The 15,853-nt window shown below is 56.4% G+C and carries 18 protein-coding genes and 1 pseudogene; all 19 read right to left on the bottom strand.

What is annotated here, in order from left to right; translation table 11 throughout:
• Window position 1: 1 nt before the first annotated feature.
• A complete protein-coding gene (locus EXW94_RS15580; RefSeq protein WP_174340472.1) occupies window positions 2–472 on the bottom strand; it encodes a hypothetical protein in 471 nt (156 codons plus the stop codon).
• Window positions 472–969 carry a hypothetical protein gene (locus tag EXW94_RS15575; RefSeq protein ID WP_174340471.1) on the bottom strand — a complete coding sequence of 166 codons (498 nt, stop codon included), beginning with the start codon at window positions 967–969 and terminating at the stop codon, window positions 472–474. The genes EXW94_RS15580 and EXW94_RS15575 overlap by 1 nt, the downstream gene beginning before the upstream one ends.
• Complete coding sequence (locus EXW94_RS15570; RefSeq protein ID WP_174340470.1) at window positions 969–3,899, bottom strand: tail protein (tape measure); 2,931 nt, start codon at window positions 3,897–3,899, stop codon at window positions 969–971. The genes EXW94_RS15575 and EXW94_RS15570 overlap by 1 nt, the downstream gene beginning before the upstream one ends.
• A 12-nt stretch (window positions 3,900–3,911) precedes the next feature.
• The gene (locus EXW94_RS15565; protein ID WP_174340469.1) at window positions 3,912–4,583 is read right to left on the bottom strand and encodes a DUF6246 family protein; all 672 of its coding nucleotides are present in this window, start codon (window positions 4,581–4,583) and stop codon (window positions 3,912–3,914) included.
• Between the two features lie 57 nt (window positions 4,584–4,640).
• The gene (locus tag EXW94_RS15560; protein WP_047028460.1) at window positions 4,641–5,384 is read right to left on the bottom strand and encodes an Ig-like domain-containing protein; all 744 of its coding nucleotides are present in this window, start codon (window positions 5,382–5,384) and stop codon (window positions 4,641–4,643) included.
• 62 nt (window positions 5,385–5,446) lie between these two features.
• Complete coding sequence (locus EXW94_RS15555; RefSeq protein ID WP_174340468.1) at window positions 5,447–5,830, bottom strand: hypothetical protein; 384 nt, start codon at window positions 5,828–5,830, stop codon at window positions 5,447–5,449.
• Entirely contained in the window at window positions 5,827–6,267 is a 441-nt protein-coding gene (locus tag EXW94_RS15550; RefSeq protein ID WP_174340467.1) for an HK97 gp10 family phage protein, read from the bottom strand. Before EXW94_RS15550 ends, EXW94_RS15555 begins: the two co-directional genes overlap by 4 nt.
• Window positions 6,268–6,269: 2 nt before the next feature.
• A complete protein-coding gene (locus EXW94_RS15545; protein ID WP_174340466.1) occupies window positions 6,270–6,620 on the bottom strand; it encodes a hypothetical protein in 351 nt (116 codons plus the stop codon).
• Entirely contained in the window at window positions 6,620–6,793 is a 174-nt protein-coding gene (locus EXW94_RS15540; protein ID WP_006820518.1) for a hypothetical protein, read from the bottom strand. Before EXW94_RS15540 ends, EXW94_RS15545 begins: the two co-directional genes overlap by 1 nt.
• Window positions 6,793–7,173 carry a hypothetical protein gene (locus EXW94_RS15535; protein WP_174340465.1) on the bottom strand — a complete coding sequence of 127 codons (381 nt, stop codon included), beginning with the start codon at window positions 7,171–7,173 and terminating at the stop codon, window positions 6,793–6,795. Before EXW94_RS15535 ends, EXW94_RS15540 begins: the two co-directional genes overlap by 1 nt.
• A gap of 2 nt (window positions 7,174–7,175) precedes the next feature.
• Window positions 7,176–7,463 (bottom strand): hypothetical protein, encoded by a 288-nt coding sequence (locus tag EXW94_RS15530; RefSeq protein ID WP_174340464.1) that lies wholly within the window; start codon window positions 7,461–7,463, stop codon window positions 7,176–7,178.
• Between the two features lie 39 nt (window positions 7,464–7,502).
• Window positions 7,503–8,534, bottom strand: a complete 1,032-nt coding sequence (locus EXW94_RS15525) for a major capsid protein (RefSeq protein WP_174340463.1) — start codon at window positions 8,532–8,534, stop codon at window positions 7,503–7,505.
• Window positions 8,535–8,545: 11 nt separating this feature from the next.
• The gene (locus tag EXW94_RS15520; protein ID WP_001752667.1) at window positions 8,546–8,980 is read right to left on the bottom strand and encodes a hypothetical protein; all 435 of its coding nucleotides are present in this window, start codon (window positions 8,978–8,980) and stop codon (window positions 8,546–8,548) included.
• Window positions 8,980–10,374 carry a DUF2213 domain-containing protein gene (locus EXW94_RS15515; protein WP_174340462.1) on the bottom strand — a complete coding sequence of 465 codons (1,395 nt, stop codon included), beginning with the start codon at window positions 10,372–10,374 and terminating at the stop codon, window positions 8,980–8,982. Before EXW94_RS15515 ends, EXW94_RS15520 begins: the two co-directional genes overlap by 1 nt.
• Before the next feature lie 251 nt (window positions 10,375–10,625).
• Window positions 10,626–11,603 (bottom strand): annotated as a pseudogene (locus EXW94_RS15510) (phage minor head protein); the annotation flags it as partial.
• Window positions 11,539–12,990, bottom strand: coding sequence for an anti-CBASS protein Acb1 family protein (locus EXW94_RS15505; RefSeq protein ID WP_174340461.1), 1,452 nt, complete (start codon window positions 12,988–12,990; stop codon window positions 11,539–11,541). The pseudogene EXW94_RS15510 and the gene EXW94_RS15505, both read right to left, overlap by 65 nt.
• 11 nt (window positions 12,991–13,001) lie before the next feature.
• Entirely contained in the window at window positions 13,002–14,570 is a 1,569-nt protein-coding gene (locus EXW94_RS15500; RefSeq protein ID WP_174340460.1) for a terminase, read from the bottom strand.
• The gene (locus EXW94_RS15495; RefSeq protein ID WP_174340459.1) at window positions 14,567–15,055 is read right to left on the bottom strand and encodes a DUF2280 domain-containing protein; all 489 of its coding nucleotides are present in this window, start codon (window positions 15,053–15,055) and stop codon (window positions 14,567–14,569) included. Before EXW94_RS15495 ends, EXW94_RS15500 begins: the two co-directional genes overlap by 4 nt.
• A 31-nt stretch (window positions 15,056–15,086) precedes the next feature.
• A complete protein-coding gene (locus EXW94_RS15490; RefSeq protein ID WP_174340458.1) occupies window positions 15,087–15,719 on the bottom strand; it encodes a putative metallopeptidase in 633 nt (210 codons plus the stop codon).
• Window positions 15,720–15,853: the final 134 nt, after the last annotated feature.

Below are 15,853 nucleotides of genomic sequence, written 5' to 3'. Positions count from 1 at the left end.
ATCAGAGGTACTGCAGGCCGGTATATTCCGTTGGGTCATAGAGCCTTCCGATGTTGTTGTTCAGCGGGTTGGTGACAGAAAGGGTTACCGATGCGGCATCAGCGTCGATGTCCACCGTCTTGACGTATAACTGCCAGGACTTAATCGGCACAGACACGTCGCCGCTGTCGAAGATCTGCCGCGTGGCTGTGATGGCCGTCAGACGGGCTGCGCCCTTCCACTGCTTCATCAGCACTTTGATATCCGAAGACAGCCGCCCAAGCTTCACCGTCGCGTCGATCACCGGCGTACCGCTCTGCTGGCTCTCTTCGATTTCAAAACGGGCTGGTGTGTACGTCTGGCCGCCAAGCGTCTTCGGGAAGAACTGCTTATCGACCAGGCGCACATAGCCAAAGGATGGATGGTAGAACATGATGGTGTCGTACAGCCCGCGCGTCGGTCGCTGCTGCTTATACTCCCTGAAGCTCGGCATTACGGCACCCTCGGTAATGATTCCGGATCGCGCCCATCTGGATAGCCCGTAACCACGATATCCAGCACTGAAGGCCATGGCGGCGGCAACTCAACAATCACGTCGTCGAATTCGTCGTCGGCGTTGTAGAGGTGGTTCGCAATAACCGTCCCCGTCCAGGTCACCACCCCACCGTCGATACTGGTTTGCACCGGCATCTGTGTGAAATGAAGCTCCTGCAACTGCAGGCCACTGCCGCCAAGGTTGATATTCATACGGAACAAGTTCAGGCCCCTGTTGAGATAGTTCGGGCTGCGCAGCCACTGCTGGAAAGCGCGCTCCTGCGCCAGGGTGAATATCCACGTCAGCGACCAGGTCACTTTCAGGTCGTCGGTTTGATTCTCGAAGATAGCCGGGCCGACCGCTGGCTGATCGGTCTGAAACCCGGTATCGAGCGTCATGTTTTTGCTGGCCTTCTGCGCCAGCGGCAGCCAGTCGGGATAGTCGATAATTGGCATCAGCCCTGCCCCCTTGGCGTGCGCTTAACGTTCAAATTGCTGGTAATGGCCTGACTTGCTGGCCCACCATTATTCATGTCAGCTATGAATGCATCGATGGTCCAGGTACCGTCACTGCCTTGCGTAGCCTGAGCATCAACCGACGCTGAAGAGTAATTGTTGATGTTTAAAATCACCCCGCCGCCACCTCCTGCAGTCATATCCTTGTTGCTGATCACCTTGCCGTTGTCGCCCGGTATCATGTACTGCTTACCGGTACTGGCCTGGTAAATCTCAGGCATGCCGCCTTCGCCTACCTGATACATCCCACCTGCTGAAACAGGCCCGCCGTTCTTTCGCTTACCAGACAGCGCCAGGATGCCAGCCATAGCTCCGATGCCGATCGCCACCGCACCACCGAATGAGGCTATGGATGACATAATGGCTGCCGGAGTCCAGGCCGCTGTCGTAGCCGCCGCCGCCGCGGTAGACGTCGCCGTGGTAGTGGCAATGCCTGCCGCCTGAGCAGTGGTCGATGCTGCAACCGCTGCAGTGGTGGCCGTCTGCCCCATGATGGCTGACTTCACCCACTCAACGCCCATCTGAACGAAGGTGTTGATGAGGCTGTTCAGTACGGTATTCCCGATCGAGCGCAGGGCATCAGACGCTGACATACTCCCGGTAATGATGCCGGTTAAGGCGTTGGACGCATTACCGGCCAATGCATCGAAGGACGCCGCCAATGCTTCATTACCTGCGCTCTGATTACGGAAAATCTCCCACTGTGCAGCGATGCGAGCCTGCTCATACTCCTTGTCAGCTGTAGCGCGCAGCATGAGCGCATTCTGGTGAGTGATAATCCCCTGCTGCTCGTAGGCCTGAATAAGCGCGAGTTTACGGGCATTTTCATTCGCCAGTTGCTGCACTGGGTCTACGCCGCCAGCGGCTTCCTGCTGTGGGCTGACAGCCTGATCGGCACGGATTTTCGCAAGGTTGGCCTGGTGGGTTGCTTCCAGTCGCTCGGAAGTCTGATTGAACTGCTCCTGACTGATTTTCTTCGCAGCCAAAGCCGTATTCAGTTCCTCAATATCCTGCTTATAGCTGGCGTTTTCGCGCGCTTCTGGAAGGAGTTTCTCGGCAGCTGCCTGCGCCTTGAGGGCGTTGGCCGTATCCCATTTTGCAGCCGCGTACTTACCTGCCAGGGCTACCTGTTCCTTGGTGGCGCCTTTCCCGAGCGACTGCTGTGCAGCCAGGATGGCCTGTTCGCGACTCAGCTTGTTCGTTGAGTCGGCGGCAAGTTCTGACTGCTGTTTGAGGTTCGCCAGCTTCTGGGCAATAGAATCAGCCTGTGTTGCGCCTTTCTTCTGCTCGGACTGAAGCGTCTTCTGCGCCTGCGTATTTTTGTACGTAGCGGCAGCATCATCTTCCATCTGCTTGGCGTGCGGATCTTCCTTCGCAAACCCGGCATCTTCAGCGGCGTATTGCGCCTGCAGCCGCGCCCGGGCCTCCCCCTGCAACTTCGAAAGTGCCAGGTTGCGCTCTGACTGCTTGATGAGGTTCTTCTGCCCGGCAGTGAGGTTATCCGTGGACTTATTAAGGCTGTCTACGTTGATCTTCGCGTTGGCCGCCTCTCTCGCCAGATCGACAAGCTTACCTGCCAGCTCAGCAATGGCTGACTGACCATCCTTTGAGGAGGACTTCATTTCCTGGAGTTTTTTCGCCAGTTCCTGAAGTGCTTCCGGGGAAGGATTATTGCTCAGGTCTGAGAGTTCTCTTGCCAGATCAAACGCTGACTGCTTGCTGATGCCCAGGCGAGAAGAAAGGGTGCTCACCGTTGATGACAGCGAATTCACAATACCAGAGGCATATTGACCCTGGCTGTTGGCCTGCTGAATGGCCTGGCTCCAGTCTGTGGTGGTAACACCAAGCGCAGAAAGCTCATCGTTGAACTTCTTGATGCTTGGAGACGCCCCGCCAACCGCAGCCAGTGCGCGATCGCCTAACGTAATGAAAGCATCAGAAGCGTCACTAATGGCCTTCGGTATCTTCGAGATGGCCTGGTTATACTCAAGAAGCGCCTGATTACGTAGCAAAGTTGCCACGTCGGCATTTACACGCGCCAGGGCAGCATACTTGTCGGAAAGAGCGGCCACGCCTTGCGAGGAAATGGTTATCACCTTATCCATCGCTTCAGCTGCGTCTTTCAGCGCATCCATGGCGTTCTTACCGCCATTCAGCGAAGTAATCAGCACGCCAGCGATAACTGAGCTCAACGCAATTACCGCACCCAATACAGCGCCACCAGGGCCAAATGCACCGGCAAGCTGCGAGCCCTGCTGAGCGAACGCCACCAGCGCAGACTGCCCACCCTGCACCTGCACGATGAAGTCCTGAACCTGGTACCCGGCCTGCTGCATACTGGACTTCCAGCCCTTGTTGCTGCCCATCGATGTGTCAGCAGCGCCTTTCATGTCGAACAGTCGACCGGTCAATTCGCCGATCTTCTGCTTTTCTTCGTCTGTCGCTTTCGACCCGGCGCGCAACTGCGCAGCCAGAACTGCGGCACTTCGCGCGCCATTTTCCTGCGCCTCGTCAAGCACAGCCAGCTGGTTACCCAGCGCCTCGATGATGGATTCGGCACGGCTAAATTCACTGCTCGCGCCGCCGGTACCGCTGCGGGCCTCTTCCATTGCGCGGGCAATGCCGCTAACGTTGGTGTTCAGCTTGCGCAGTTGGTTGTCCATGGAGTTGGCATAACCGGCCAGTTCAGTAAACGCGGAACCGGTCTGGGACGCGCTCTGATCGAGGTTATCCATTCCCTTTCCGGACTGCTGGGCTGCAGCACCCAGTTTATCCAGAGCATCAATGGCCTGTTTCCCGCCCTGCAGCAGCGGCTCAACGTCGGCGCTGATTTCATAAACGATGCTACCGGCGTTTTTCTCACCTGCCATGTCATTCTCCGGTTATTGCTTTGCTTTTGCCCTGCGTGCGGCCTGTTTAGCCAGGTACTCGTCGGCGATGCTGTCGTACTCTTCGCGAGTAAAGCCTTTCTGGTCAGGATATTTCGCCGCCAGCAGCATCTGAAATTCGGTCATCGTTAACTGCGATGCTTCTGCGCGGTTCATTTCAAAGTGGCTGCGTGCCGCGCTGATGTAGTCGAAGGCTTTAAATTCGTTAGTTCTGTCGCCTGTTTCGTGGCGCTGTAGCTGGCGAACCTTTGCCTTTCCGACGACGCCATGCTGCATGAGGTGCTGCGCCAGCACGATGATGTCGTTCTTCGGCATCTGGCCCGGGCGGTAGACGACGCAGTGTCGCCAACCCTTCCACTCGCCAATCATTGGCGTCAGATCGTCATCGCAGCATGCCTGCAGCACCAGCATGCTCGTTGATAACAGCTTCTCAGCAGCGCGATTGAATGATGGAGATAGCCAGTCCGGGAAACGCCCCAGCGTGCCTGCGCACACCTCAATGAGCTGAGCGACATCATTGCCGTGGATGGTGGCGTACGCCTGCACAATCTCTTCCGGAGTGCCGATCCTCGTCATAGCCTCGAATGAAGGTCGCAACAGGTAGTCTTTCCCGCCTTCGCGGCTGTCGCTGATGGAAAGTTCGCCAATATCGGTTAAAGCGGTCATAAGCCTTCCAGTAAACGGTCATTATCAAGGGCAGCACGCCGCCCTTTGGAATGTCCGCTAGGTAACGGTAACCGTGTGCACGGCCACAAAGTTGCCGTCTTCGGTGTTGATGATGATCTGCGCGCTGCCGGTGGCGACACGCGTCACGGTAACGGTGTTGCCTGAGGCGGTTGCCGTTGCTTTGGTCGCATCGGTAGTCGCTACAGTGAAGTCTTTGTTGGTAGCGCCGGTTGGTGCGATATTCACCGTGAAGGTGCTGGTACCGCCTGCCGTGCCGGTGCTGGTTGTCGGGGTTACCGTCACGCCAGTCACCGCAACCGCAGTGATTTCGTTCACTTCGATGGTGCTCGCGTCGCCGACTTTGAACTCGGTAGAGAAGGTGACGATATCGTTGGTACCGCCATCAGAACTCAGCGCCGTGATGTTCATGTAGCCGATGAATTCGACCGGGCCATAGTCCATGCGCACCCAGATCCCAGGCTGGCGCTTGGCCTTCAGCTCGTCAGCGAAGTACTTGATGAACTTGCCGACACCGTACTGATCCAGCTTGTCCTTCTTGCGCACCTCACCTTCAAAGCTCAGGGTGAAGTCACTGTTGGTGATGATGGTCTCGACATAGCCGCCGCCGTCATCCGCATCAGAGGTAACCGAGTTCGGGTTGAAGTCGAAGCCTTTCGACGTACCAGCAGCCAGCGCCTTCCACTCACTTTCCAGTGGTTTGACGTCCGGGCAGCCATCGGCGACTTCCAGCACGACCGCACCGCCGAACAGGCGCTCGTTCGAGTTCTGGCAATTAGCCATGTGAAACTCCTCTTTGACGTATAAAAGAAAACCCGCCGAAGCGGGTTATTTGGTTGGTATGGCTATTCGCCGTAAGTGCAGGCGAACTGGAGCCGGAAGACTATTCGCCCTTCTTCTGTGAGCACCGGCGCGGGAATTGCGCCCATGTTCTGGATGTAGCCGACACACTCGTCAGCCATGGGGTTGGCCTGGACGTAATCGACGATGCGCTGCACGGCATTGAGCGCGTCTTTGCGCTTGTCCTTCGCGCCTACGACATCAACCAGGACGTGATACTCAGAGCCGAGGTCAGTACGGATATTCGAGCCGCCGTTTGGTCTGAAGACGATTATGGCTTTAGCCAAATCCTTAGGGTCGTCGTACATCAACTGCTGGACCGTGAAGCCGGTCGTTAGCCCGGCGTCGACGAACATGTTACGCACCCGCTCGTGCATCAGAGGCGTCATAGCGAAAGCTCCTTGCGCATCACCGCGTCGACATTGTCGCGCTCATCATTCGCGCCTTTGGTCAGGAATTGAGGCTCACCATGCGGATCCCAGTAGTTGCCCGTTCCGGTCCCGCCGCCGAACTGCTGACCGGCACGGGTTGTACCGAAGTGCGCGCGCGGCTGGCCTTTCAGCTTACCTGACGCCTCATGGACGTACGCGGCATAGTTGGCTGAATAGCCAATGCGCCCGGTGATGAACACGCCGCCAGCGTCGATTTCGCGGAACTGGCTGTTAATCAGCGTGGAGGTGTCGATCGGGGTGTAATAGGCCGCCCGGGCGCCGATGAGTATCATCGCCGACTGCAGCGCGCGAATCACCTTGCGCCCCTTCACGTCGTTGATGACATCATTCAGGTGCTTCTTCGCCTGGCTGACGCCCTTCACTTTTATGCCCATGGCTACACTCCCGTCAGGATGGCGTAATCATCCGCCACTCGCTCGAACGTGTCGGCGTAACGGATAACCTGCCGCACCTCGTCGGCGCCGGCCACAACCGGGTCGGCTTCCGTCGATACGCCAATCAGCAAGTAATCACCAGCTGCCGCCAGCGCGAACTCAGTCCAGACAGTGTTCTTCACGACGATTTCAGCGCCAAGGTTGGCTAACTTCTTGCTGAGCCCGCCCTCGTAATCACAGAGGATTTGCTCAGGCTCGGCATAACCCAGCGGATCGCCGCATTCGTCATTGCCTTCCAGCTTGCGCCAGATGGTCGCCGTGGCGGTATAGCTCCAGTTCGCTACCGATGACATCACCCCTCCTTCCAGCGCAGCACCTTCGCGCCGGTCGCCCGGATGCGCGGGCAGTTGATGAACCACTCGCCGTCCGATTTAACGTAGCCGGTAGTTTCCCGCCCGGTATCGGTCATCACCCAGACGCGGGTGAAAGAACGCGGCAGGCCGTGCTTGACTGATTTGTACGTCATCAGCAGCCCCCGACCACCATGAACAGGCCGACGCTGTTACCCGCACTGATCGGCAGCTCACTGGTGCAGCCGCTTGTATCAAGCCGGGCCAGTGAGTCGCGCAACCAATTGATGCTGTCATTGCCATAATCGAACGAACGTGACGCTCCTGATGGCGCTCCCTGCGATTTTATTCGCCTGGCACCGGAAGACGTCGCCATGAGCGCAGCGGCATACATGAGGATGAGCTTTGCCGTGCAGTCGTCATATCCCGCACCATCGAGGCACGGGATAATCTTGTTCACCACGCAGAGAATCGGCTCCAGCAGCGCGCCCGGGATGGTGTAACCCAATTCACCGAGGAACGCCTGCACGTCTGCCGCTGTGATTGGGTCAGCCATGGTTATTTCGCCTTTTTCTTCAGCTCGTCGATTTGTTTCTGAGCCTCTTCGAGGTCAGCCTGCAGCTTCGTGTTGTCAGCGGTCAGCGACTCAACTTTGCCATTGGCCTCGTCGAGGTCAGCCTGCAGCTTTTGCACGTCGGCAGGTGTCGCCACTTCCAGGACCTGGTCGCTTACCGGGATCGCTTTTCCTGCCAGCCACAGCGGGAGAGTCTCGCCTTTGTATACTTCACCCTTTTTCAGTTCGTGGCTGTCGTGGGTGAGCAACCATTTTTGTTCTTTACCAGCCATACGGCCTCCGTAAAAAAGATGGGGCCTGAGCCCCATGAATTATGCTTTGGTCAGCTGGGCGTAACCGGCCTGGCCATTCGCGTCGTGTTTGAACTGCGGCGCCGCAGCAGCCAGCACGGAGAAGACATAATCGTCTTCCGGATTCTGGCGAGCTTTCGGGCGCATGGTCATCGGCATGCCGTTGAGGATCTGCACAACGTCACGGCGCTTAACCACACCCAGCAGTTCGTTTTGTGGTACCTTCGAAGCCGGAACCAGCGCCGCAACACCAGGGATTTCCATGATGCGGGACAGGATGGTCTTCGGATAGTTTGCCGCGTAGTCGTTCACAGACGCGTAGAACCAGTCTTTGTAGTTCACGTAGATGGTTACCGGGCCGTAGAAATTCTTGGACTGCAGCAGAGCAATCAGCGCGGAGATGGCGCCTACCCACTGAGCGCCGGTTGCGCCGTTCAGGTCAAGACCATGCGTGCCGGTTGCGCGGTTTGGCGCAGTGCGCAGGCCGTAAATGGTCGCGCCTCCGACGTTGATGTTTGGATCGCCGTTCAGCACCATGTCTTCCAGCTTCTCAGCCACTTTGCGCTGATGGTTGGAGATGGCATCGCTGTCCAGAGAGTATCCTTCAGTCTGCGCTGCCAGCATCTGACGCCAGCCGAAAGTCAGCTCGCTGTCGATGATAGGCAGTGGCGTACCTTCGTAATCCATGACAGGCTGATCGCCCTTCGCCTTGCCGCGGCCATCCAGGCTGATGTTTACATCGCCGGAATCGGACAGGGTCATGAAGTAGTGAACGATCTTACCGAGTGCCATCGGGCGGGAAACGCTGGCGGCCAGGTCGTTAAACACTGACAGTACGTCGCGCTGAACGGTAATCGCAGAGCGGTCCCATTCGCCCCAGACATCTTTCGGCAGCACGGAGGCGTTACCGACGAGGTCATCAAACGCAATGAACTGACCGCCAGCGTCGTTGACTGCAAAGCCATGCTGTGCAGCCATATTGCGCTGCATCATGTCCCAGCGACGGCGCGCGTTGATGATCAGCCCCTGCTGTTGTGGAGTAAACTTTAACATTCTTGTTTTCCTTATGCCTTGGCGTACGGAGTGGAGAGGATCACCACGTCGGCGAAACCTTCCGCCGCCAGAGTGCGCCCTGCTTTTTCGTCGAACGTTGCGACGACCTGATTGCCGGTTGCGGCCGCTTTGAATACGCCGCCGGTACCGATGGTCAGTTCCTGGCCTACCGTATAGGCCGCTGCCGCCAGGCGAACGTTGTATTCCTGCTCACCTTCAACGCGGTATGCAACGCCGGTTTCGTTAGCTGCATATGCGGTGGTGATTGCCTGACCGATGAAACGACGGTTGCCCAGGATGAGCCAGCGGCCTGTAGTATCAGCGGCTGCTGCGAGCTTTCCTGATGCAACCTTCACTGCCACGCCTGGGTTAAGCGCCGCAGCAACAGGCAGGTTGATGGTTTCCGGCTCACGCTCGACCGGGCCACGATAGATGACGTTAGCCATTATTTTTTCTCCTGATCGATGCCAGCGTTGAGGTCGTAGTCTTTCCACTGGTCGTTTTCAGCATTGACCTGCTGGAACGATGGGTTCAACCCAGTGCTGGTCTGGCACTGTGAGTACAGGTCGTTCAGCGCGTCGCCAGCCAGCGAGTTGATCGCAGCTTCAGTCATGAACGAGAATTTCGCTTTAACCGCATCGCGCTTAGTTTTCAGGTCGCTTTCTGCGTTCGCCTGCAGCTGAGATTTCAGCGTGCTGATTTCATCGGTAAGCGGCTTCAGTGCCAGATTCACTGCGGCAGTAATAGCGTCAGAGTTAATCTGAGCCTGGCCCGGGTCGCCGCCACCTTCTTTCTTCTGCATCTGCTGGTTGTAGGCATCCCAGACCTGATCGTCGGTCAGCCCCTCGGTTTTAACGCCTGCGGCATTGAGCGCGGCGATCATCTTCTCTTTCATCGGGTTTGTTTCTCCGTTGGTTTTGACTTCGTACTCAGTTGGTTTGCGCACGACTTCTACTGGATCGCCGACAAGCGTTACGACCTTGTCAGAGATGAGGTACTTCTGGTCGAAGAGCTTCGGCTTGGCGTTTTCACCATCCTCTTCGTAAACGAAATGGTCAGGCCAGACGCTGACGACGTAGCGCCACTTTTTGTCGTCCTGCTTGATGGACATGCGCAGCGCCTGGTAGATGTCGTCGAATGACATCTCTGACGCGTTGCTGATAAAGAACTTCACTTTATTCCACCAGCCATCTTTCATGCTGTTGGCCGCATCGATGAGGCTTGTCGATTCAACATCGGCCTCCTGACCGTCAGCGTTAACGAACATGCCGACACCTTCTTCAGGCGTCCCGGCGCCGGGCTCGTCGAGCAGGATCGCGATGTGGTCGAACTGCATGTTGTGAGCGACCCAGGAGTATTTCTTCTGCTTCGACTCCCCGGCCTTTTGCTCTTTGTTCAGCAGCAGACCGGTAGAGACATGAATCGGGTCGGCGTTATTGCCGGAAATCATGTCGTCCAGGCGCTGAATAAGGCGCTTACCGTCAGGCTTGGTGTCTGCCACAGCCTTATTGACGTAAACGTCCATCACGACCTTGTCGTTGGCCTTGCTGACGTTCTGAGCCCACGCTCCGGCGTAGTAGTCGTTGACCGCCTGTGGGTCGTTGGCGCTGACGTATTTGCCGTTCACCATCGGGTGGCCGATCGGCATTAACTTGCGCTCCATCGTCTGGTAGCTGTTGTTAATCTCCTCCGCCGGGTACAGGCCACCATTCATCACGATGTCATCGACGATCGGAACCGCACCACGAATGACGTAGTGTTCCTGGCCGTTGATGGTGGTCGTTGAGATGTTGGAGGCGTTGATGGCGAGGGATTTAACGTGGATGCTGGATAGCTTCACGTTGCGTCCTCTTAGCGTTGTTTTGGTGGTGGCAGCACTTTGCCTGATGAGGTTGTTTTACTCGGTTGATACCCGCTTAGTGGCGCTGGTCGGCAGCCGCCGCAAAAGCGCGCTGGCGCAGGAACATATTTACCGCAGCGATGACACGAACAAGGATCCGCTGATCCCGAACCCGCCGCCATAACAATCAGAACCACGAGAAGCAACAGTAAAAGGCCAATGACTACGATCATGCGGCCCTCCTTTGTGGTCCACTGCTGACGCTCTTTCGCCAGCTTATCCGCCAGGCCCTCGTTGAAGATGCTGCCGTCGTCGTTGAGCAGCGCCGGAATCTGGCTGCAGTAGCAGTTGTACCGGTTACCGTTCTCGGCGTAGAAGTCGCGCACCTCTTCGGTGGTGTAGACCTTACCGTGACGGCTGGCGTGCCAGGTACGCGTCGTTGGCTTGAGCGCTGAAAGCCACAGCAGGCCGGTATTCAGCCCCAGCCTGTCTGCAGCCCAGTCGGTTTCGTTCCATTGTGCCTGCCGCAGTGCGCCGACCTGCTCAGTCTGAGCGATGGTCTTGGCCTTCGACATCGACACATCGAGGCGCTTACTGATGACGTTGGCCGTCTCGCGAGGATTAACACCGCGAGCCACCGCATCGGTGATGATGTTGGTCAGGTCGCCGCGGGCTGTATCGCTGATGACCTTCCAGTCACTGAACGTTGTCAGCCTGGCTGCCGATATCTGGTTCAGATAACCGGGGCTGCTTAAAAGCTGCTGTAGCGTCGTCTGGCTGGCGTACACCTGCGACTGCTGAGAGAGATTATTGAATGCCTCCAGCGTGCCTCGCTGCGCTTCTGCGACGACGTAATCCATCGCCCAAAGGTTTTGCTCGCCGCCATCCAACAGATGGTCATCGAGAATGGCCTGCACTGCCTCCAGCAGGTCAGCCAGCTCCTGATTCGACATGTCGTAGATGAACTTGCCTGCGTTGACCTGGTAGATCCGCATATCCTCGCCATGGTCATGGCAAAGGAAGTGCCAGTTATGGCTGTTTCCCTCTCGCTCTCGCCCGGTAAGGCGCTGGTCTAACAGGGCTTTCAGCGCCACCTTTATCGCGTAATACCGATCCTCAATATCGCGCTCCATCTTGCTGACGGACTTGCGCGACATTGTTGGGTCAACTTTCGACCGTGGTATCACCGGACTTTTCGGCTTCTGACTGAGGGTCGGCCAGAGGATCAGGTTTTGGTTTGTTGCCATCAGGCGGAACCTCATCATCAAGCTCAGGCAGTGGCTGCAGTTCGCCAGCAGCGCGGATTTCGTTCTCTTCGATAGCCGAGCGTCCAAACGCGTTTGTCGACTTAACGGCCACGTCCGCGAGTTTGTCCATGTTGGCAATCTTCTCTGCCTGGCTCGGTGCCAGAAGATCAGACCAACCTACGGTGATTTCTTCATTCTGAGCCGGTGGAATAATGCCAAGCGTCCAGAAGCGTGAAACCACATCCGTGATTACGTCGGTCAGGAAGCCTTTTCGGCGGCTCATCCTTGTGCGCCCCCAGCCCTTTGCATCCTCAGTGCTGGCGCGCTCACCCGTCTGCATCCCAACGAGCTCTTTCACAGGGATAGGAACGGTCGCGCAGAACTCGCTCAGCGCGGTACGCCAGGTCGGCTCCGGGTCAGCTGCTGCAACACTCAACACCTCAGCGGTACCAGCCTGCATAAAGCTGGCGCTGTCGGTGCTGTCGTTAAGGCGACGGACCTGCTGATCAAGCGCTTCAGCAAGCTGCCCCTCAGCAACGCCAAGGGCTTTGGCAAGCGCGGAGAAGTTCGTCTTCTCACTGAACGAGTAGTTGAGCTGGCGACTGGCGTTCTTCAGGAAGCCCTCAGACGCGCCACCGCTAACCTTCTCGATATCAAGCAGCTTGTTGAATCCAGCCTCAAGCAACGACTTGCCTGACGTCATCACGCCATCATCAGAGCCTTCAGCCAGGATTATTACGCGATCCGGATGCACGTTGATGATTCGGCCTGGTCTGGCCTCAAAGTTTCCGTCAACCGGCAATTCGGTAAACGAATACATCGTCACTTCGCCGAACGTCTCACTGTCAGGGTTATCGTCCCAGTTAACCGGGTCGATTTGCGCTTCCCATGCAGGAATCAGCTTAACGAGTGCCTTTTCCTCCTGACGGCCAACCACCACCTTATCAACTGGCTCCCACCAGTTTTTATTGTCCCGTAATTGCAGCAGGATCGCAGAGTAACGCCCAACCAGGTTACGGCGGTCTGAGCCTTTAATCTGTTCCCAGCAGCGCTTCAGAAGTTTATTGACGCGCTTATCCCACGCCGTTTGCTTCGACGCATCCTTTGTCTGGTCGCCTTCGTAAATATCAGGGTAGTCTTCCCAGCACCCGTCAAGCATCCGCGTCACGGCAGCACCGGCCACGGCATTACGCCTGTACGCCCGGTAAAAATCATCAAACGTGAGGTGCAGCGGGTAACCGAACTCCTGATAGAGCCGCTGGCGTTTGGTATTACTGGTGCCGTTAAACAGCATTGAGAGGTTTTTATTCCGCTCCCTCTCAACACTGGAGTTACTGGCGCGCTGTTGTTTCATTTCGCTTTCGGTCACGATGTCCTCCGTCAGCGCGATCGCACCAACATGCCGGTGATTTTTTGTGGTGAATGCAGTACGCGATAACGTGTTCCATCCCAGTCGTGGTCTTCTTGCTGGGTGTCGACGTCATCGGGGTTTTTATCGTCACGAACGAGCACCGGAATGCGGCTTATCCAGCCACGGCAATAGTCAAAAACGTAGAATGCTGGCTTCTCAGGCATACCTGATTCCAGCTTCACGCCTTCAACCACCGCTTCGAGCATATCCGCAAAAAGAGATGCGCCGTTGATACGGGAGCCAGGCTTCTTATCAGCTGGCAACCAGGTAACGCCCTGCGCTTCCATTTTTTGTGCGATGGAAAGCTCGTTGTCGCCGGTATTGAAAATGGCACCATCAGCCGGGCCAGGAATAACCTCGCTGCATATGCTAGGCATGATATGAAGCTGCCCCTGCGTCACGCCATCGAGCTGAATTTCTTCCGGCTCGTCTACCTCTTCACCAGCCAGTCTTTTATCAATCCACGCTACGCCTTTAGCGACGTTCGTCGATGACATGTTGAGCCCTTTGTTCAGTTCATCCGGCGGGCAACCGTACCACTCGCCAATCAGAATCAGCGATCCTGCTGGCGGGCAGAACTGACGACCATCAGGTAGTTCGGCGGCTGTGCCGTCAGCCTGCGCCCACCATAGGTTAGAGAACGGCTTCGACTCACCCCAGTCATGCGATCGGTCAACTGTCCAGCTATCCGGTACGCAGAACGGCTTAATGACGTGCAGCGCCTCATTCCACAGGTGGTCAAAACGCCCGCCGCTTGTCACATCCCACGATCCCTCTACCCATGCTTTGCGCCGGTTCGGGTCTTTGATAGCCATCAGGGTTGCGATGTACTGCGGGTCGAGATAAGGGTTTTCTTTGAACGAGCCGTGAATGGCAACGCGAGTTAGCGTCACGTTCTCTTCTTTCTCGGTCTGCGGGTTAAATACCTTCTGCGTTTCGCGGATGATGGTGCCGCGTGGCGCTGGCTCAATGAAGCGCTTCTTAACCCACGTATGACCAATGCCGAAGGGGTTTGTCGTGCTGAATGTTTCCAGCGGTATAGGCTTTAGCAGGCCACCATCAGCCAGCGGGTAGTTTTCTGGCCGGAACGATGAACGTCGGCAGGAAAACATCATCTCGTAGAATTCAGGCGACTGCTGTTTCGTAAGCTCGTTAAAGCCAATGAACGGGAATTCCTGGCCGTGATAATCCCAGTAGTCGCTCTCTTCTTTCCCAAAGCGGAAAAGTAACTCTTCACCAGTAGGCCAGACCCAACGCAGCTCACTGGCTGATGCCAGATAGCGAGCACCGTCGTTAAACAGGCGATACATACGCTTTGACTGCGTGATGATGTCGGTGAGGTTTTTATACTCGGTATCGAAAATGACGCCACGCCAGAATGAGCCATAGCCCAGTCCAACAAGGCGACGAAATCTCGCAAGCTGCGCGGCAGTTTTACCGGGCCCGCGCGTTCCCTCGTAGAGAATCTCGTTACACGGGCAACTCAGCGACAGGGATTGCGAGCCAGGCAGTGGCTTCCATACTGCTTTGTAATTCATCCACCTAATACCTCGCCCTGCTGTTTCTGCGCCGCTTTTTCCCAGTCATCTACGTTGTCGCATGACGGAACCGGCATGACGTTATGTGTGGCGATGACGTTTTGCTCCACCTTCTGCTTGTTGGTGTAGACGTCGCCTACTTCCTTCGCCGCCTGCTCCATTAGCGCGGCAGTGAGCGCCATATTCTTCATACCCTCGGCGCGCGTTGCCATGCGATCAAGCACACGCAGGCGATACGCTTTATTCGCGATAGGGATTTCTGCTATTTCGGTTTGAAAGCGGGTTCTCGTTGCATTGAATAGCGCCACCCATTTTTTCGCCAGTCCACGGCCGCTAACCTTCGTCGGGTCGTGTGTCTCAACCTGCTGTGGGGTGATCCGGATGCCGAATTCTTTCTGGACGGCCTCGACAACAATCGAAGGCGTATCAAAGCAGGCAAGCTGTTGAACGATGAAGGCTTTCACTTCAGGTTTTAGCGCAGCCATAAATCACCATTCTTCCAGATCAATCCAAAGGTTAAGCCAGTTTCATCAGGCACGTTCCGCATGCTCTGGCTATGTTAATTTTTGCCACCTCAGCCGGTTGCCTGGCGGCGTCGACCAACTCCTGCACATCTGCACTCGCGCCGTATCGACGAACCACGCCGATAAACTCTTCTACATCGTGACCGCGCATACATAGCTTGGGTAAGCCACTGTCACGGTAGAACTTCGGAGCTCCGAATTCATCAACCTCCTGCGCGATGTGATAGAGCTCATGGTCTATCAGTGCGCAGAATTCGAGGTCAGAGCATTGCAGGCAGTAATCAGCGGCCAGTGTGATGATGTAGGCTGGTTGATGCCCGAACCACTCATACATTTGCTGCTCCATGCGGGCTTTCTGCCAGCCTCCGGCGCGAAACATCACTTCTTCAGCCTGCCCCAGCACAATGCGGCCTTTTTTACTGAATCCGTGAGAAGCCCACAGGAAGCCGATATCAGCATCTGCGAGGTGAAAGTGGTCAGGGTTATGTAGATGGCCTGTGTCGGCAATGAACTGTGACTGCACCCATTCCCACACGCCAGAGGCTGGAGCCAGCCGGATGTATGGTGCGAACTCGTCGACGAATGCCGGATTAGGTAATGGCCTGCGCTCGTCATCGTTAGCCATGGGTTTCACCGCTTTAAAGTTGTACAGTTTCGCTCGTTACCGTTTCGATTTTGAAGCACTTGTTAGCCAGCCAGTCCCAGTGAAGCAGAGCAGAAATGATAAGGATCGACTTCATTTTCGGGCGGATAGAAACT

This window comes from Enterobacter sp. JMULE2 (assembly GCF_013337145.1).
Taxonomy (GTDB): Bacteria; Pseudomonadota; Gammaproteobacteria; order Enterobacterales; family Enterobacteriaceae; genus Enterobacter; species Enterobacter mori.
This window is presented reverse-complemented; position numbering and strand designations above follow the sequence as displayed.